The following is an 18009-nucleotide window of genomic DNA, read 5'->3' as shown; positions in this document are numbered from 1 at the left end:
TGGAGGTAATTAGAAAAAATGAAAATAGTACTTAAAGCAGACCATAAATCCATAAAGGAACGTATCGATTTTGAGCTACCTGATTTTTCAGTACTTACAGGAAAAAATGGAAGTGGTAAAACTCATTTGTTACAAGCTCTTGCGAATAAAGATTTAACAGATGTCTTGGTAAATGGCTCTAAAATTCAAAATGCAAGATATATCCCATTTAATGGTTTAAATCCAAATATTCAGGAAAATTGTGATCCGAACACAATTACAAATCATATAAAAAATGTTTTCAAAACATTTCAACAAGCCATACAACAAGCGAAGTCGCAAGCAACTAGGACCCATCGAGAAGTAACTAATCAGGAAGTTTTAAATCGAATTAGTCAAGAACACATGAAAAAGCATTGTTTAAAAGCCTTAGAAGCAACCGCTAAAAACTATGATACACTTACGGAAGATGACCTACATGACTTCTTTGATATTTCCTTTATGGGACAAAATGATTTTTTCACGGCTCAGTTCGCTTTAATTTTTAAAAACTATGCCAATAAATTAGATGAGAATCTTTACAATAGATATTTAGAATCAAATGGTAAAAAAATCACATCAAAAGTTTTAACTGATGAAGAGTTTATTGCTATAAATGGTATTGCACCTTGGGATTTTGTCAACCAAATTTTTGTAGAAACAAATATACCGTATAAAGTAAATAGTCCATTAGGAGATAGAAGAGAATCAAATTTTATATTTAAACTTATAGATGCAAATGATGATTTTGAAATTAGCTCCGCAAATCTATCAACAGGTGAAAAAGTTCTTATGTCATTGGCTTTGGCAATATATAATACTGGAGGAGAACAAGGGAAACCTGAGTTATTGTTGATTGATGAACCAGATGCTGCTTTGCATCCATCCATGACCAAAAAAATGGTTAATGTTTTAAAAAAGAATATTGTAGAAGACAACAATATTCCAACGATAATCACTACTCATTCTCCGACTACCGTGGTGGCGGCAGAAGGGATTTCTATATATCAATTGGAAAGAGGAAATAATAATCCAAAAAAAATTCCAACACAAAAAGCAGTGGAAATACTTTCTGGAGATATTCCATTTCTAAAAATATCCACAGAAAGAAGACGACAAGTTTTTGTCGAAAGTAAATATGATGTGACTTATTATGAACTTTTAACAAATATCTATGGTCGCATTGAAACATTTCCATCAGAACCAATCTACATTCCTGCAAGAACTTCTAACGGTTCTAACTGCACTGATGTTATTAATATTGTAGAAAATCTATTTAGCAATGGAAATGAACAAGTTTATGGGATAATTGACTGGGATTTAGCAAATGTGTCCAAGGATAGAATCATTGTTCTTGGTGAAGGTGATAGATATGCAATCGAGAATTATCTGCTAGATCCTTTGTTAATGGGATTACTAATGATACGCGAAAACAAAATTCCAATAACTGACTTTGGATCGCTAAGCGTTTCAACATATCCACAACTAAATAATTTAACCAAAGAAGACGCTCAGAAAATTATCAATAAAATATTATCTGATTTAGAATTGGAGTCAGAAAACAAGGTAACTTATAAGACATTTAACGGGTGGGAATTACAGATATCTTCTGAGTACAGTCAATATCAAGGGCATGACTTGGAAACTCTTTTTAAATCCAAGTTTCCTTTTTTGAACTCTTATCGAAGAGAAGATGCTTTGAAAAAAGATGTCATTGAAAAAGTGATTAATGATTATCCAGAATTTGCACCATTGGTCATAAATGAGACGATAATGAAGATAATATAACATATCGCCAAAAATGTATAACAAAACTTTGCACCGAACTACAAGTAGTCGGTGAACTCAGTCGTTAGTCTATAAAATACGAAGGATTGTAAATGAAAATGTTAAATGGTGAGATACTGCAAGATAAAGAAACAAAAAAATGGGGATATAGTATATGGATAGGGAAAACAGAGGGAAAAATACTTAAAGAACCAATATATGAATTTGAAACTGAAAAAGATGCAAAAGAAAAATTTGACTTAGAATTTAGCAAATATCAAAAACAGTTAATTTATAATCCAGATGAAATATAAAGACTAACAAAGCTTTGGAGAGAAATAAATTACCCTGCGGCTAATTTATTTCTCAACTCAAACGTTATCATAAATCAAGGAGTAAGCCTTTGGAAGAAATAGATATTGAAAAAGCAAAGCAATATAGTGGTTTTTTAGAATCAATTCCAAAAGAACAAGAAATTGAATTAATAAAACAAACAAATGAACAGCATGATAAAATAGGGGTCAGGTGATAACGATAACTAAAAAATCATACTTTTAAAATCACACCCCAGAGCTTGAATCTCCACTTTTAATTTAACAACTTTATAAAAGCTTGTTAGGCTTTACTTTCATTTTTAGCTTTTTTCTTTGCTTTTTTTATATCTTTCTGACGTTTTGGTGTAAATTGATTTTCAGTTCTTTTATTCTCAGCTCTTTTTTTTTGAATAAAATAAATAATGATTCCAGAACAAGCAAAAGAGAGTAAAGCTATTAATTCAAACATTGATTTCCTTTTTAGTTTATGACATCATAGTAAAAATATATGTAAATCATGTGTTATATATTTATAAGCCTATGTTTTAAGTAAGTGAAAGCGTTCACTCTTTTTATAGATTCAGTTAAATCAAATTAGAAGATAGGGAAAACCTATCCTCTTGCAATTAATACACCTAATAATGGCATAATAAATAAAATAGCCAATTGTGTTCTAACTAGCATGATTATCACTTTTGGCATTTTTATTACTGCTACATTTTTGTTTTTATTCTTTAGATAAAACATTGTAGGGTAAATAGACAATAAAGCAATCACAATAAAAAGTGTTAATTTTGCATGAAAAACTCCATTTTGTAAATAAAAGCTTGAATCTTTTCCTACAAATAGCCATAAAGCTAGACCTGTAACTAAAGTAATAAGAGCACTAATACCATAAATGATATCGATAAAAGCAATTTTCTTTAACTCTTCTATTTTATTCTCACTAGTAATCAGTAAATGCTGCATTACTAAACATCCAGCTAAACCCATTATTCCAACAAAGTGTAGATACCTAAAAATTATTTCGCTCATATATTTTCCTAACGTTTTGATAATGGCAATTCTATTGAAATAACATTCATTAAATTTGTAGAGTAAAACCTATAATTATCTTTTTAGTATAATTTAATAAAAAATTTCCCAATTTGGATATTTAATTAGCTAAATAATTAATTTTTTGTCTCCTCAAAGTTTTTAATAGTATATTCATGTTCTATTCATATTTGATTCATGTTGAATTCATAATAATAGTTTAAAATCGGTCTAAATTATTAATTTAGGAGAAGAATAATGAGTAAAGGTAAGATTATTTTAGGCGCAGCTATTGTAGCTGTCTTAATTCAGTTTATTCCTTATGGAAAGGATTATACAAATCCTCCAGTAGTAAGTGAGCCTAAATGGGATTCAATGCAGACAAAAGTGTTATTTGATAAAGCTTGTGCTAATTGCCATTCAAATAAGACAACTTATCCATGGTATAGCAAAGTTGCACCTATTTCTTGGTTGGTTGCATTTGACGTTGAAGAGGGTAGAGAACATTTTAATGTTTCTATGTGGGGTGCACAAAAAAAGAATAAAGGTGATGAGGCAGCAGAAGAAGTAGAAGAGGGTGAAATGCCTCCTTTTTATTATCTTCCAACACATCCTGAGGCTAAACTTACTCAAAATGAGACGGAACAGCTTATTTTAGGTTTAGAAAAAACTTTTGGTAGAGAATAAAAGAACAGGAAAAAAGAGGAGACAAATGATAAGGTCAACATTAGTTACCGAATAGGGCTTCTTCTTTCCTTGTCCTTATTAAGTATATGTATACTTAAAGAATAGGCAAGAATTAAACAGAGATAGATATAATCCTCTTTTCAAAAGTTTTAAAAACGAGGAAATGATGAGATTAATATATGTAATGGATCCAATGTGTGCTTGGTGTTATGCTTTCCAACCAGAGTTAGAAGAATTTTTAGAAAAAAATCCTTCTCTTGAAATAGATTATATTATGGGTGGTTTAGCTGCTGACAATGACACTCCAATGGGTGAGAATATGAAAAAAGCTATCTCTTCTTATTGGGTAGAAATTGAAAAGAAGACGAAAGTAACTTTTAATCATGATTATTGGAAATTAAATACTCCCTATCGTTCAACTTATCCTGCTTGTCGAGCTGTAATTACAGCAGAAACTTTAAAAAATAAAAGCTCTAATGAAATGGCTAAAGCAATTCAATCTGCTTATTATAAAGAAGCAAAAAATCCTTCTTTAGAAGAAACGTTGATTTCTTGTGCTAGTTCTATTGGTTTAGATGAAAAGTTTTTTTTAGAGGTTTTTAAATCAAAAGTAACTGAAGAACGTTTACAAGAACATTTAAGTATAACTGCTCAATTACAAGTAAGTGGTTTTCCAGCACTTTTTTATATTGATGATATGAATCAAGCTCATCATCTATCTCAGGGATTTACAAACGCTAGCAATCTTGAAAATCATTTTCTAAGGCTTACTTTAGATAATTAATAAGCCTACTGCTGTCATCATTATTCATATAATCATCTAAAGCAGATAAAAAATCTTTTTCAAATTCTTTGTCACTTTTTAATTTATCAGTTAAATATTATTAAGACTTAAAAATCAAATTTATAATTGTTTTTAAATACTGTTTTGAACTAATAATTGAACCTAAAACTATAAATAAACAAGCTAAGGCAATTGAAGTTGTCATTTTTGATACGCCAACAAATACCAAAATCAATGTTGATAAAAGTGGAGCTAAATATGCAAGTGATCCTAGTATCTTAATATCTCCATTTTTAAGTGCAAAATCCCATAAATAAAAGGCTCCACCAACTGGCCCCAATCCCAGCATAATAGCTGCTAATAACTCCGTAAATGTAGGAATCATAGTTTGTTCAAAAATAATATGTGCAATAAATGAAAGTACTGCCGTTATGATACAAAATCCAGTTACAGCATATGTTGGCACATGAGTTAATGTTTTAGATATAACAGAATAACTTGACCAAATAAGAGCGGCAGCAAGTGCAAAGATATATCCTAAAGTATATTTTGAATCAAATTCTAAACTACCGTCTTTTAGTACAAGTAAAAAAGCTCCTATCAAAGCTAAAATTGTACCTACTATATGAAACCATTTTAACTTTTCATTTGGTAACAAAGCTGAAAAAACAACAATAAGTAAAGGCCATAAATAATTTAATAAGTTTGCCTCAACAGCAGGTGCATTTTTTATTGCTAAAAAATAAAAAAAGTGATAGCCAAATAATCCACTAACACCTAATATGTAAGCTTTAAGAGGTATGTTTCTCAAACTTGAAAAACTTCTTCTTTGTTTTTTTAACATCAAAATACCAATAAGTGAAGCAATAAAAAAAGAAATAGATAAAAGTTCAAAAGGTGGAATGTCTCCAGAATATACTGTAAAAAGGGCTAGTGTTGACCATGATAATATCGTCAATAACCCTAAAATATTGCCTTTAGTATGTTGCATATATAATCCCATCTAAAATAAAAAAAAGAAGTATAGTATAAAATAACATAAAATTATATATGATATAATAATCAAGTGGTATCGTACCCTTCTTTTCAAGTCTAAGGTTAAGTATAAGAGAGTCTAATATGAATAAAGAAAAATTAGAAAAAATGATTTTATCAAAGCCCTGCTCAAATAAAGAGTTTCCTTTTGGGGATGATATAGCAGTATTTAAAGTCAAAAATAAAATGTTTGCATTATATGGATTTGAGAATGGTAATATTCGGTTAAATTTAAAATGTGATCCAAATGATGCAATAGCCTATAGAGAAATTTATAAATGTGTAATTGCGGGGTATCATATGAATAAAAAACATTGGAATACAATTATTTTAGATGGTACTATGGAAGAGGATATTTTAAAAGAGATGATTAGTGAGTCTTATGATTTAGTTGTAAGTAAACTTACAAAAAAGGAAAAAGAAGAACTATCGTTAAGTAAAGCCTAAAACAATAAAGTAATTAAATAAAATTGTTGTCTCAAATTAAGAAATATAATATATAATCTTTATTTATTAAAATAGTAAGAATATTAAAAAAGTTTAAACAAGGAAAATTTATGAATGAAACTATACTTTATGTTTTTATTCCAATAATAGCTTTCATAATATATAAAAAGTATAATCAATACAAAGTATTAAAACTTGTTCCATCTCTTATTGAAGAAGGTGGACAGATTATTGATGTTAGAACTAAAGATGAGTTTGTTTTAGCTAGTTATGATAAAAGTATAAATATCCCATTAGAATCACTTAAAAATAAAATGAAAGATTTAGATAATACTAAGCCTATAATTCTTTGTTGCGCTAGTGGTAGTAGAAGTGGATTAGCAAGACGTCTTTTAATCTCAAAAGGTTTTGAAAATGTATATAATGCAGGGGCATGGCGTTCTTTAGTGAAATTTCAATAAAATCTTTTCACTCTTTTTTCTGGTAGTATAATTTTTCAATTAATATTTACATATGTTTTTACACTCGCAACTATATTTTCACATTAGTATTTAAGGGATAAAATTTATGAGCAATACACAAAATAGTTCAAAAAAACTATTAGTACTTAATAAACCTAAAGGTTATGTTGTAACTAGGTCAGATGAACTTGGTCGTAAAACAGTTTATGAGCTTTTACCCACTTGGGTTTTTGATGATGAGTGGATGCCAATAGGGCGTTTAGATTTAGAATCAAAAGGGCTTCTTTTATTTACACAAGATGGAAAAGTTGGAAACTTATTAACTAAACCTGGTTCTTGCATTAAGGTGTACGAAATTTGGGTTAGGGGACATGTAAATGATGAGCACATCTCTTTAGCTATGAAAGGAGTTCCTAGTAAGTATGGATTACTAAAAGCTCTTGAGGTTGAAAAGATTGGTATGGGTGGAGCAAAAACAAAACTTAGAGTTAAAATAGATGAAGGTAAAAATAGACATATTAGAAGACTTTTTGGGGCATTAAAAGATTCAAAATTTAATACCCCTTTAAAAGTTTTAAACTTAACAAGAATAAGTATAGGAAATTTTGATTTAAACATAGAAAGTGGGAAGTGGCGTTATTTAACACAAGAGGAAGAAATAAATTTACTTAAAAATCTTAGATGATTAAAATATCAGCTATAATTACATAAAAATACAAGGAGATATATGCCTAAAGGTAAAAAAACTATTATCAAAGAGATTAAACTATTAGAAAACAATGAAATACTAATAAATGGCAAAGAGTATGTAATACTTGAATCAACAGAAGATATTCAAACAGCAAAAACAATGAAAATCTCTTCTAATGGAAATAGAATATTAAAATTTGATGATGAAAAGAAAAAAGCTAGAATTGATGTTAAAAGAGCTATTAATATTGTGAAGGTTACATTTTCTGATAAAGAAAGAGCACAACAATTTAGTAAAAGCAATGATAAAAAATTGATTTTAAAAGATGATAAAGAAGAGATTATTGATACTTCAAACTCAATTATCAATGTAAGAGAAAAACTTGCTAGTTTACAAGATAAAAAAAGCGAAAACTATGATAAGCGAGTAGGGAAAACAATTTTCTATTTATTAGAAGACCAATAGAGGGGAAAGGGTATACACCTTTTTTAGTTGAGAAAGCAAGTTTTCATAACTTACTCTCAATGTTCATATTTATAATGCATATTAAAAGTATGTTGAATATAAGTATTTATTTCAAAGCTAGTGCTTTGTAACTAGGAAAAAATATCAGGATGAAAAATGGCGAAAAGTCTAAACAATAATAGTGTAAAAAATTCAAAAGTTGACCTTATCAAACTTGGAAGTAATTCTACTCAAAAAACATTTTCAAAAGATACAACAATAGAAAAGCAAGTTGTAAATGCAAGAAAAAGTGAAAGTTTAAATAAAGAAAAAGCAAAGAAAAAAGCAAAGATGGCAAAAGCTTCAAGAAAGAAAAATAAGAAATAAAATTTAATGAAAATTGTTTATATAAAGTATAAAGTTAAAGGACAACTATGTGTATAAAAAAATTAATTCTTATAGCATTTATATCATTACAATGTTTTGGAAATAACATTTTATCTATGAATATGGATGAGTTTTATAAAGTTGAAGCAAATCAAAAAATGTATGATGAAATGTTAAAAAATGGACAAATTGAAAAATCAAAGAAGATGTTTAAAACCACATGTCAAAAACAAGCTAAAAATCAAAAAGAGTTAGAATACTGTAAATGTGCTGCATCAGAGATAGATAAAATTGATGGAAAAATATTTATGTATGATTCATTATATTCGTATCAATCATTTATGGCAAAAGTTGAAGCTAAAAAGAATAATAATGAAGTAGAATACCAAAGGTTGATGAAAGCAGAACAAGAAAGAGATAGTTTATCTAAATTACTTGATAGTAAATGTAGTATTAAATAATATTGATAATTTATGGAGATAAATATATGAAAAAAATTTATTTTTTGTTAATGATTTTAGGACTATTTTTACCTCTATCACAGTTTTTATTGTGGCTAAATGAGATTGGTTTTGATATTTCATTATTTATCAATACAATTATTGAAGATAAATTAAGCTTATTTGCATGGCTTGACGTTATTATTTCTGCAATAGTGTTAATTATATTTATTATCTATGAGGGTAAAAAGTTATCTATGCCTAAGATTTGGTTACCAATTGTAGGGACATTGAGTATTGGAGTATCCTTTGGTTTACCATTATTTTTGTTATTAAGGGAAATTCATATTGAAAATATACATAATAACACAAATAAGTCCATAAAATAAAAAGGAATTTTTATGAATACAAGTACAAGTTATACTGAACATATAAATATAGTAAAAGATTTAAAAATGGCAGATAGTTTTTATGAAGTTAGAAAACCGTTTAAAGAAGGATTTGAAGATATATACAATAAAGCAAATGCAAATAATGTAGATATGTCAAATGCAAAAGATTTTTTGAATTCTCTAACAAAAGAGGAATTATCCACTTTACAAAACTACACAAGACTTGCTGATGAGGTAAATGTAGATAATTTAAGTGATGAGGGTGCATATAATTTACTTCTTCACCATTATGAAAAATATGATTTTAATAATGATGGAATAATAGAAGATGGTATGGCAAAAACATTAGGAGTGATTCCTCAGTCTTTAGGGAATGACGAAAAAAAAGCTTTAGTAGAAACCTTTAATTCTATGGATTTTAAAGATGTAATGACAGCCTCAATATTATTTATAAAATCACCCATTTTAGTAGATGGAAAATTACAAGCAAGTAATCAAGATATCAGTTTAGAAGATATAAGAGATAGAATCATGGATATATTGGATCCTAAAAATAAAAATAATTCAACACAAGAATTTAAAAATACAATTAAAAATTTTTCTGATATGTTTGAACAAAATTATAAAAAAATTTTAGAAGAAAAAGCATATTATAATATTAAGTAAAATGATTGTGTTAAATTCTATCTACAAAGTAATATTATGGATTTTATAGCAATACTCGCAATTTTTGTATTAAGCATAATGGGAATATTTCATTTTTATTGGGTTTTGGGTGGAAAAATAGGATTAGATAAAGCATTACCAGCAAAAGATGGAAAACTATTATTGAAACCTGGTAAACCATTGACTTTTCTTGTTGGAGTTGTCTTAATTTTTTTTGCATATATTGCATATGCTTTACAATTTTATGATTTTACACTAAATGAAAATCGGAACTTTTATCTATATAGTGGAATATTTTTATCTATAATTTTTATATTAAGGGCAATTGGTGAGTTCAATGTTCTTGGATTTTCTAAAAAAATAAAAGATACTGAATTTGCAAAGTATGATACAAAATACTTTTCACCATTGTGTTTATTATTAGGTATTATTTTTGCAGTATTAACATATAATGTATAACTAATCATTTAGATTATAAATTTAATCCTAAATAAGTTAAAATTATGTACGAATTAAAAAGGCACTGACATGAAAACAATATTCTAAAATACAAGGAAATCCAAACAATCTACATCCTTGTCATTTTAATCTACACTAGTAGTCAAGGAATATACTCATGCAACAATTAATAATAAAAAATTTACATTATAAATACAAAAATTCAAGCTTAGCTATTTTTGAAAATTTGAATTTAGATTTTCAAGAAGGATGGAGTTGTGTTGTTGGTTCAAATGGTTCAGGGAAAAGTACACTTCTAAAATTGATTTCAAAAGAGATTAAATATGAAAATGGAACAATTAAAGGAAATGACCTAACACATTATTGTCCTCAAAATACAGAATACCAACCAAAAAATCTTGAAGATTTTATGCTAACATTCAATAGTAAATCTTTTAAAATAAGAGAGATGTTAGATATTAAAGATTATTGGCTTTATCAATGGAATAATCTATCTCATGGAGAAAGAAAAAGATTACAACTTGCCCTTGCTCTTTTTGAAGAGCCTGATATTTTACTTGTAGATGAGCCTACAAATCATTTAGATGGAAAAAGTAAAAAAATTCTATTGAACGCACTTAAAAGTTTTAAAGGTATTGGAATATTAGTAAGTCACGATAGAGAACTATTAGATAATTTATCTCAAGCTTCGATTATATTAAAAAATAAAAATGTCATTGCATTTAAAAGCTCATTTTCAAAAGCTATGATTGAATATAACAAAAATATAGAGTTTCTAGAAAAAACTCAAATAAAACAAAATACTGAATTAAAGAAACTTAAAAAAGCAATACAGTTACAAAGGGAAAAAGTTAGTCAATCAAAAAAGAGGTTTTCAAAAAAAAGTATTGATAAAAATGATAGTGATAGTAGAAATAAAGTTAATTTAGCTAAATTAACAGGAAAAGATAAAAATGATGGACAAATTATTACAAAGTTACAATCAAAACAAAAGCAACTGTTATCAAATGCAATAATGACAGATAAAACATATAAATTAGGAATAGAGTTTAACTCTATTAAATCTAAAAATATTTTTCCAATCCTTATAAAAAACAATATATTAATGTTATCAGAAACTAAAAAACTAACATATCCAAATCTTTCAATAAATGAATATGATAAAATTGGAATTATTGGAGAAAATGGTTCTGGGAAAAGTAGTTTTTTCAATAATATCTTGAATACAATAGATTTAAAAGATGAATATTTGTATATTCCACAAGAGATTACAAATGAAGAGAGTAAAAAATTTTTTGATGAAATAAATGGTTTGTCTAATGATATAAAAGGAGAAATATATACAATTATAAGAAAGCTATCATCCGACCCAATCAAATTACAAGATAGTTTTTTACCAAGTCCTGGAGAGATTAGAAAATTGATGATAGCAAAAGGACTTTTAGAAAATCCATCATTGATAATTCTTGATGAACCAACTAATCATATGGATTTAGATTCTATAATATCACTAGAATTAGCTTTAAAAGAATATGATGGAACAATGATTATAATTAGTCATGATAAAGCTTTCCTAGATACTATTGTAAATGATATTTGGGAGCTAAGAAAAGAGAGTGAGTATTTGTTTATGATTGTAGATTAAGATAAATCAATTATAAGTGTAAGTTTCAAAGTGCCAATTAGATAAACTTTTAAAAAAGGAGACATTCCATGATATCTTACGAGTTTTTATTAACTTCATTAGTTGTTGTTTTGATTCCTGGCACAGGAGTTTTATATACTATTGCTACAGGATTATTCTCTGGTAAACGTGCTAGCTTTTTTGCAGCATTGGGATGCACTTTTGGTATTGTTCCTGCTTTATTAGCAAGTAGTTTAGGACTTGCTGCTATTTTTCATACTAGTGCAGTTGCTTTTCAAGTTGTTAAGTATCTTGGGGTGGCTTATTTACTATATTTAGCATGGCAAATGTGGAATTCATCATCTGCATTAAGTCTTTCTGAAAAAAATTCAAAAACTAACTATTTGAACATTGTTATCAAAGGTTTTATGCTAAATATTTTAAATCCTAAATTGTCTATTTTCTTTTTAGCTTTTCTTCCTCAATTTATTCCTAGTAGTGCTCCAAGTGCGTTAAATAGTATGTTTTTACTTGGGGCTGTATTTATGCTTATGACATTTGTTGTATTTGTTATATATGGCTTTTTGTCAGGCTTATTTAGTGCATATATTCTAAAGTCTGAGAAACTTAGTGTTTTTATTCAAAAGTTTTTTGCTACAAGTTTCGCTGCACTTGGCTTAAAATTGGCATTTAGTGAACGAGTATAAATTGAACTTGGATTATACATGAATATTGAAGAATATAAAAGTCAATATGTAGAAGAGTTAGCACAATTATTTACAAATACTATTCACAAAGTAAACAAGAAAGACTATACAAAAGAACAGATTGAAAGTTGGGCACCAAGTAAAATTGATTACAAAAAATGGAAAAATAGATTTGAAAAAACAAAACCATATATTGTCAAAAATAATAATACTATTGCAGGGTTTTTTGAGTTTGAAAACAATGGCCATATTGATTGTTTTTATGTACATCAGAATTATCAAAGACAAGGTGTAGGTAAATTAATGATGTCAAAGATTATCCAAATAGCAGAAGAAAAGAAATTAGGTGAAGTTTTTGCAGAAGTAAGTATAACAGCCAAACCATTTTTTGAAAAAAACTCTTTTATTGTAGAAAGAAAAAATATAGCTAAAAGAGATAACATAGAACTAGTAAACTATATAATGAGAAGAAAAATCTCTACTATTAAGGCTTATAAATAAATACCACGTACAAAAACATAGAACTACCTTTTTTAGAATTAACTTTTAATACAGATATAAATGGTTGTCCAAAAAGTCATATGCATGATAAGCTTACTATCGTAGCACTAAAAAATGGTAATATCAAATTACATTTAAAAGAAAATGAGCTAATTTTACTAAAAAATAGTATTGCCATAATAAATCCATACCAAATTCACTCAGCTTCTAAAATGGATGAAAATAGTGATGGGCTTTATGCTTTATATTTAGATAAAAGTTGGATTGAAAAACTTCAGTATGATTTATTTAAACTTAATAGCTATGTCCCTTTTTCTTCAAATATAATAGATGATGAAAAAACTTATGATGAGTTTATTCTCTTATGTGAAAATCTTTTTTTAGATGACTTTTGTATAAAAAAAGAGGAACAAATCATACAATTTATTTCAAAACAAATAATTAAAAACTGTAATCAATCATTAATTCAAACAAAAAATATATTAGCATGTGATATTAAAAGTTATATCGAGCAAAATATACATCTAAATCAAAGTTTAGAAGAGATTTCAAAGCAGTTTTTGATAAGCCCTTTTCATCTAATAAGAATATTTAAACAAGAGTTAGATTTAACTCCTTATCAATATATTTTAAATCATAAAGTAAATTTAGCAAAAGAGTTATTATCAAAAAATATGAGTATATCAGAAGTGGCACTAAGTGTCGGTTTTAATGATCAAAGCCATTTATACAAATACTTTAAACAAACATTTTCTATTACACCTAAAGAGTATCAAGATAGTTTAATAAAATAACATATCATAAAAAGTCAATTTTTTACAATACTCTTTTTTTTATTTTAAATACAATTATCTTTATAAAAAGAAAGGAATTAAAATATGGTAAAAGCACTAATTGTAATAGACTTGCAAAATGACTATTTTTGCGGTGGAAAAATGGAACTTCAAAATATAGATGAAGCTTTAATACAAACTAACAAACTAATAAAATATGCAAGAGAAGAAAACTATAAAATCTATTTTGTACAACACTTTGCTTTAAAAGATGATGCAACATTTTTTGTACCAGATACCCATGGAGTTGAGTTAAATAAAAATTTAGATATTCAAGATGATATGATTATCGAAAAAAACTACCCCAATAGTTTTAGAGATACTAAGCTCAAAGAAGAATTAGACAAAGAAAATATAAACGAATTAATCATTTGTGGAGCTATGACTCATATGTGTATCGATACAACTGTACGAGCAGGCTTTGATTTGGGATACAAAATCACTGTAGCTAATGATGCTTGTGCTACAAGAGATTTACTGTTTAAAGAAAAAACTATTAAAGCCGAAGAGGTGCATTATAGTTTTATGAGTGCATTAGCAAGTGTTTTCTGTGAAGTTAAAGAGACTGAACAAATAATAAATATATAACAATTTAAGACTCAAAAAGCTACTATCTAATTTAAAAAGAGAGTATATTATCTCTCAAATTTGTAGTTAGATTTTATAGGAAGAGAAATGATAATTGATACAAAAGATGTGGAAAATGATGAACTTTATAAACTTCTTATTGGTTCTGTTCTTCCAAGACCAATAGCATGGGTTGGAACAATAGATAAAAAGAAAGTACCCAATCTTGCGCCATTTTCTTTTTTCAATATTGCAAGCGTTAATCCTCCTGTAGTTTCTATATCTATCTTGAATAAAAGGGATGGATTAAAAAAAGACAGCCTTTTAAATATTCAAAATACAGAGGTTTTTTCTATTTCCATAGTTAGCCATGATTTAGTTGAAAAAATGGCAGCAACAGGAATTGATTATGAATTAGATGTTGATGAGTTTGAAGTTGCAGGAGTCTCTTGTAGTAAATGTGAAAAAATTGACTCTGTTTATGTAGGAGAAGCAAAGGTTGCTTTTGAATGCAAATTACGTTCAATTGTAGATTTTGGAGATAATGAAAAAGCAGGTAATCTTGTCTTAGCTGATGTTGTTGCAATTCATGTGGATGACAATATTGTGCAATGGCCAAATATTGATATGTTAAAGTTAGATGCTGTTGGAAGAGCTTCTGGTCCTTATTATTCAACAATACGAGATAAGTTTTCTCTTAAATAATATTAATTAGTTTATTTTTAATTTTATAAATGATTTGATGAGGTGAATATGAAAAAAGTTTTATTAGCAGGATCAACTGGTTACTTAGGAAGTTACATAGCAAAGGAACTTCAAAATAGAGCTTATTTTTTTAGAACAATTGCTAGAAGCCCAGAAAAACTTCAAGAAAATGGAATTAAAGCAAATGAAGTATTAAAAGCAGAACTTACAGACCCTAAGTCTATTAAAGATTGTTGTAAAGATATTGATATTGTTATCTCAACTGTTGGTATCACAAAACAAAAAGATGGTCTTACTTATCTTGATGTTGATTATCAAGCCAATATGAATTTGCTAAAAGAAGCTAAAAAACATGCAGTTAAGAAATTTATCTATGTGTCAGTTTTAAATGGTGAAAACCTGAGAAATTTAGAAATATGCAATGCAAAAGAGATGTTTGTTGAGCAGTTAAAACAATCAGGAATAGATTATTGCATTGTTCGTCCAAATGGATTTTTTTCAGATATGTCAGAGTTTTTTAATATGGCAAAAAAAGGGAGAATGTATCTTTTTGGAGATGGAGAGTTAAGAGCGAATCCAATTCATGGGGAAGATTTAGCACTTGTTTGTGTGGATGCTATACAAGGAGATGAAAAAGAGATTGAAGTTGGAGGTCCTGAAATCCTAAGCCAAAATGAAATTGCATCAATAGCTTTTGATGTTTTAGGTAGTAAACCAAAAATAACCTATATCCCAGATTGGATAAGAGTTACAATTCTTAAAATTGTAAAATTATTCACTGGAAGTAAGTTTTATGGACCAATTGAATTTTTTATGACAGTTTTAGCAACTGATATGATTGCTCCTAAAAAGGGTAAACACACATTAAAAGAATATTTCAAAGAATTGAATAATTAAATTAAATCATCAAAGTACGTAAATTTCTTTATTTGATAAAAGTATTTAGTAATTTAATTTTATTGTTAATTTTTATTTTCAAAGTTAGTTCTAAAAATACATAAGTATAAAATAATTTTATTAATTGTTTATAACTTACTTGATAAATTACTCTCAAAATTAACAGGAGAAATTATGAAGAAAATAATCTTATCAGCAATACTTGCTACTAGCGTTGTTTTTGCACACCAAATAACAGCAAAAGTAGATAAAAACGTTTATAGTGCGGAGTTTTGGGCTCATGGTAAATATAGTAGTTTTGATGTAAAACAGCTAAAAGGTGCAACGGCTTATGATGAAAATAATCAAGAGATAAAAACAGGAATTGATTATTCAAAGGGTTCAGAGTTATTAATGGCAAAAAAACCTTCTATGATAGCCTTATCATTTGATGCAGGATATTGGACTAAAACAGATGAAGGGTATAAAAATATTGAGCCAAGTAAATATAAGGGTATAGTTTTTAATACTTTAAAAAGTTTTAAATATGGAAAAAGATATTTCACTTGGAGTGATAAATTTATAAATCCAATAGGTTTAAGTATGGAAGTTGTTCCTTTAATCAATCCATTAAAAATAAAAAAGGGTGAAAAGTTACCAGTACTAGTTTTAAAAGATGGAGAAGCTTTAGCAAATGCTGGTTTTGAAACATCTGACTATGAAGACTTAGATATAAAAACAAATAAATTTGGTATTGCATATATTCCAGTTAAATCAAGTGGATTACAAATAATAGCAGCAAAATACTATACAAATGAAATAAATGATCCAAATGTTAATAATATCACTATTCAAAGTAGTATTTCTTTTGAGGTAAAATAGTGTTTAAGAAGTACTTTTTCGCATTTTTGATTTCAAGTATGTCACTATTTGCACATGGTATTTTTTATAATGTAGTAGAGGGGGCGATAAGTGTACATATCTCCTCTGCTAATAATATCAGTATAAGTGATGCAAAAGTAAAAGTTTTTGCCCCAGGTGGAAATTTACCATATGCAAAAGGTTATACTGATATAAATGGAAACTTCGCTTTTATGCCTGATAGTGCAGGTATATGGCATGTAAAAGTTTCAATGTCAAGTGACCATGGAAATCATGATAAAGAGTTTAATATTGAATTATCAGATGATTACAAAGTAAAAGATTTTGATAAACTTCCTATTGAAAGATATCTAGGTATCTTAAGTATTTTAGGGATAATCTTTGGTATTTTTGGTGCATTTAGTTTTTTTCAAAGAAAGAAAACTATTAGATAAATACTCAGGCTTTAGAAGTTTTCACCTTTTAAAGCTTTTGAGTAGTTTTCTAAATAGATTAAAAACTTAGATTTTTTATCTTCTTGAAAAGGCTAATCCTATTCCAAAACTTACAAACAAGCTTCCAATTATTTTCCCAAAATAGTTACTTAAAGATGTTTTATTAAACAGAATTTTTATACCATTTGCACTAATAGAGTATATCATCATACAAGAAAAAGCTATAATTCCAAGAATTAAAACTAATAAAAAATAGTGTAAAAAACTATTTTGATTTTCATTTATAAATTGAGGGAATAAAGCTGTAAAAAAGACTAATGCTTTAGGATTAGAACTTGCAACTATAAAAGCTTCTTTGAAAAGTTTTGCCTTTTTTACTTTCTTATTCTTTTCTTTATTTTCTTCAATATGAAAAGGGGTTTTAAATAGTTTTATTCCAAGATAGATTAAATATAAAGCACCAATATATTTTATTATCATAAATAGTGTTGTTGAAGTTGTAAGAATAATACCTAAACCTGTTATAGCAACACTTGCTTGTATCATTGATGCAATACTATTTCCAAAAGCTGTATACAAAGATAATTTACTTCCATGTTTTATTCCATGAGTTAATGCTAATATCATACTAGGTCCAGGGATAATTGAAGCAACGAAAACTGTGAAAACGTAGATAATCCAAAAGTTTAAATCTTCCATATATATTCTTTATATTAATTTTAAAGATTATAACCAAAATTAATTATTTATAACTAAATTTGTGTAAGAAAAAATCTTAATCAAAATCTTAGTTTTATAATACTATTCTTTTAAATATTTGACTGATTAGTCAACTAAATTTAAAAGGATATGA

General features: G+C 27.4%; 27 protein-coding genes. 23 read left to right on the top strand and 4 right to left on the bottom strand.

The window, feature by feature from the left end:
• Positions 1-18: 18 nt before the first annotated feature.
• From AC2TY9_RS13245 to AC2TY9_RS13235, 3 genes are all read left to right on the top strand, one after another.
• Positions 19-1806, top strand: a complete 1788-nt coding sequence (locus tag AC2TY9_RS13245) for an ATP-binding protein (protein ID WP_489777994.1) — start codon at positions 19-21, stop codon at positions 1804-1806.
• Positions 1807-1898: 92 nt separating this feature from the next.
• Entirely contained in the window at positions 1899-2099 is a 201-nt protein-coding gene (locus AC2TY9_RS13240; RefSeq protein WP_489777993.1) for a hypothetical protein, read from the top strand.
• Positions 2100-2188: 89 nt separating this feature from the next.
• The gene (locus tag AC2TY9_RS13235) at positions 2189-2314 is read left to right on the top strand and encodes a hypothetical protein (RefSeq protein ID WP_489777992.1); all 126 of its coding nucleotides are present in this window, start codon (positions 2189-2191) and stop codon (positions 2312-2314) included.
• Positions 2315-2400: 86 nt separating this feature from the next.
• On the opposite strand, the gene AC2TY9_RS13230 is transcribed toward AC2TY9_RS13235, so the two are convergent.
• Positions 2401-2568: a hypothetical protein gene (locus tag AC2TY9_RS13230; RefSeq protein ID WP_489777991.1), complete on the bottom strand. Its 168-nt coding sequence runs from the start codon at positions 2566-2568 to the stop codon at positions 2401-2403.
• A 143-nt stretch (positions 2569-2711) separates the two neighbouring features.
• Positions 2712-3134 carry a DUF2214 family protein gene (locus AC2TY9_RS13225; protein WP_489777990.1) on the bottom strand — a complete coding sequence of 141 codons (423 nt, stop codon included), beginning with the start codon at positions 3132-3134 and terminating at the stop codon, positions 2712-2714.
• Between the two features lie 258 nt (positions 3135-3392).
• Here AC2TY9_RS13225 and AC2TY9_RS13220 point away from each other — a divergent pair, with 258 nt between their 5' ends.
• Together AC2TY9_RS13220 and AC2TY9_RS13215 are read left to right on the top strand one after the other, a co-directional pair.
• Positions 3393-3821, top strand: coding sequence for a heme-binding domain-containing protein (locus AC2TY9_RS13220; protein WP_489777989.1), 429 nt, complete (start codon positions 3393-3395; stop codon positions 3819-3821).
• A 163-nt stretch (positions 3822-3984) separates the two neighbouring features.
• On the top strand, positions 3985-4605 hold the full coding sequence (locus AC2TY9_RS13215; RefSeq protein ID WP_489777988.1) for a DsbA family protein: 621 nt from the start codon (positions 3985-3987) through the stop codon (positions 4603-4605).
• Between the two features lie 100 nt (positions 4606-4705).
• Here the strand turns inward: AC2TY9_RS13215 and yddG are convergent, their stop codons facing one another.
• The gene (gene yddG, locus AC2TY9_RS13210; RefSeq protein WP_489777987.1) at positions 4706-5596 is read right to left on the bottom strand and encodes an aromatic amino acid exporter YddG; all 891 of its coding nucleotides are present in this window, start codon (positions 5594-5596) and stop codon (positions 4706-4708) included.
• 128 nt (positions 5597-5724) lie between these two features.
• Here yddG and AC2TY9_RS13205 point away from each other — a divergent pair, with 128 nt between their 5' ends.
• From AC2TY9_RS13205 to AC2TY9_RS13120, 18 genes are all read left to right on the top strand, one after another.
• Positions 5725-6087, top strand: a complete 363-nt coding sequence (locus tag AC2TY9_RS13205) for an MmcQ/YjbR family DNA-binding protein (protein ID WP_489777986.1) — start codon at positions 5725-5727, stop codon at positions 6085-6087.
• Positions 6088-6197: 110 nt separating this feature from the next.
• Positions 6198-6548, top strand: coding sequence for a rhodanese-like domain-containing protein (locus AC2TY9_RS13200; protein WP_489777985.1), 351 nt, complete (start codon positions 6198-6200; stop codon positions 6546-6548).
• 106 nt (positions 6549-6654) lie between these two features.
• Positions 6655-7233 (top strand): pseudouridine synthase, encoded by a 579-nt coding sequence (locus AC2TY9_RS13195; RefSeq protein ID WP_489777984.1) that lies wholly within the window; start codon positions 6655-6657, stop codon positions 7231-7233.
• Between the two features lie 42 nt (positions 7234-7275).
• Positions 7276-7704 carry a hypothetical protein gene (locus AC2TY9_RS13190; protein WP_489777983.1) on the top strand — a complete coding sequence of 143 codons (429 nt, stop codon included), beginning with the start codon at positions 7276-7278 and terminating at the stop codon, positions 7702-7704.
• 156 nt (positions 7705-7860) lie between these two features.
• On the top strand, positions 7861-8070 hold the full coding sequence (locus AC2TY9_RS13185; RefSeq protein ID WP_489777982.1) for a hypothetical protein: 210 nt from the start codon (positions 7861-7863) through the stop codon (positions 8068-8070).
• A gap of 47 nt (positions 8071-8117) precedes the next feature.
• Positions 8118-8531 (top strand): hypothetical protein, encoded by a 414-nt coding sequence (locus AC2TY9_RS13180; RefSeq protein WP_489777981.1) that lies wholly within the window; start codon positions 8118-8120, stop codon positions 8529-8531.
• A gap of 26 nt (positions 8532-8557) precedes the next feature.
• Entirely contained in the window at positions 8558-8899 is a 342-nt protein-coding gene (locus AC2TY9_RS13175) for a DUF2834 domain-containing protein (RefSeq protein ID WP_489777980.1), read from the top strand.
• A 12-nt stretch (positions 8900-8911) separates the two neighbouring features.
• Positions 8912-9568 carry a hypothetical protein gene (locus tag AC2TY9_RS13170; protein WP_489777979.1) on the top strand — a complete coding sequence of 219 codons (657 nt, stop codon included), beginning with the start codon at positions 8912-8914 and terminating at the stop codon, positions 9566-9568.
• 36 nt (positions 9569-9604) lie between these two features.
• A complete protein-coding gene (locus tag AC2TY9_RS13165; protein ID WP_489777978.1) occupies positions 9605-10027 on the top strand; it encodes a DUF3995 domain-containing protein in 423 nt (140 codons plus the stop codon).
• Positions 10028-10184: 157 nt separating this feature from the next.
• Positions 10185-11672 carry an ATP-binding cassette domain-containing protein gene (locus AC2TY9_RS13160; RefSeq protein ID WP_489777977.1) on the top strand — a complete coding sequence of 496 codons (1488 nt, stop codon included), beginning with the start codon at positions 10185-10187 and terminating at the stop codon, positions 11670-11672.
• Between the two features lie 68 nt (positions 11673-11740).
• Positions 11741-12358: a LysE family translocator gene (locus AC2TY9_RS13155; protein ID WP_489777976.1), complete on the top strand. Its 618-nt coding sequence runs from the start codon at positions 11741-11743 to the stop codon at positions 12356-12358.
• 18 nt (positions 12359-12376) lie between these two features.
• Positions 12377-12859 carry a GNAT family N-acetyltransferase gene (locus tag AC2TY9_RS13150; protein ID WP_489777975.1) on the top strand — a complete coding sequence of 161 codons (483 nt, stop codon included), beginning with the start codon at positions 12377-12379 and terminating at the stop codon, positions 12857-12859.
• An 80-nt stretch (positions 12860-12939) separates the two neighbouring features.
• Entirely contained in the window at positions 12940-13653 is a 714-nt protein-coding gene (locus tag AC2TY9_RS13145; protein ID WP_489777974.1) for an AraC family transcriptional regulator, read from the top strand.
• An 84-nt stretch (positions 13654-13737) separates the two neighbouring features.
• Positions 13738-14280, top strand: coding sequence for a cysteine hydrolase family protein (locus AC2TY9_RS13140; RefSeq protein ID WP_489777973.1), 543 nt, complete (start codon positions 13738-13740; stop codon positions 14278-14280).
• Between the two features lie 87 nt (positions 14281-14367).
• Positions 14368-14964 (top strand): flavin reductase family protein, encoded by a 597-nt coding sequence (locus AC2TY9_RS13135; protein WP_489777972.1) that lies wholly within the window; start codon positions 14368-14370, stop codon positions 14962-14964.
• 48 nt (positions 14965-15012) lie between these two features.
• Positions 15013-15861 carry an SDR family oxidoreductase gene (locus AC2TY9_RS13130; RefSeq protein ID WP_489777971.1) on the top strand — a complete coding sequence of 283 codons (849 nt, stop codon included), beginning with the start codon at positions 15013-15015 and terminating at the stop codon, positions 15859-15861.
• Between the two features lie 174 nt (positions 15862-16035).
• A complete protein-coding gene (locus AC2TY9_RS13125) occupies positions 16036-16722 on the top strand; it encodes a DUF4198 domain-containing protein (protein ID WP_489777969.1) in 687 nt (228 codons plus the stop codon).
• Positions 16722-17156: a peptidase associated/transthyretin-like domain-containing protein gene (locus AC2TY9_RS13120; RefSeq protein WP_489777968.1), complete on the top strand. Its 435-nt coding sequence runs from the start codon at positions 16722-16724 to the stop codon at positions 17154-17156. The genes AC2TY9_RS13125 and AC2TY9_RS13120 overlap by 1 nt, the downstream gene beginning before the upstream one ends.
• Positions 17157-17231: 75 nt before the next feature.
• On the opposite strand, the gene AC2TY9_RS13115 is transcribed toward AC2TY9_RS13120, so the two are convergent.
• A complete protein-coding gene (locus tag AC2TY9_RS13115; protein WP_489777967.1) occupies positions 17232-17855 on the bottom strand; it encodes a LysE family translocator in 624 nt (207 codons plus the stop codon).
• Positions 17856-18009 lie beyond the last annotated feature (154 nt).

This window comes from Arcobacter sp. ISO1, from assembly GCF_058105185.1.
This window is presented reverse-complemented; position numbering and strand designations above follow the sequence as displayed.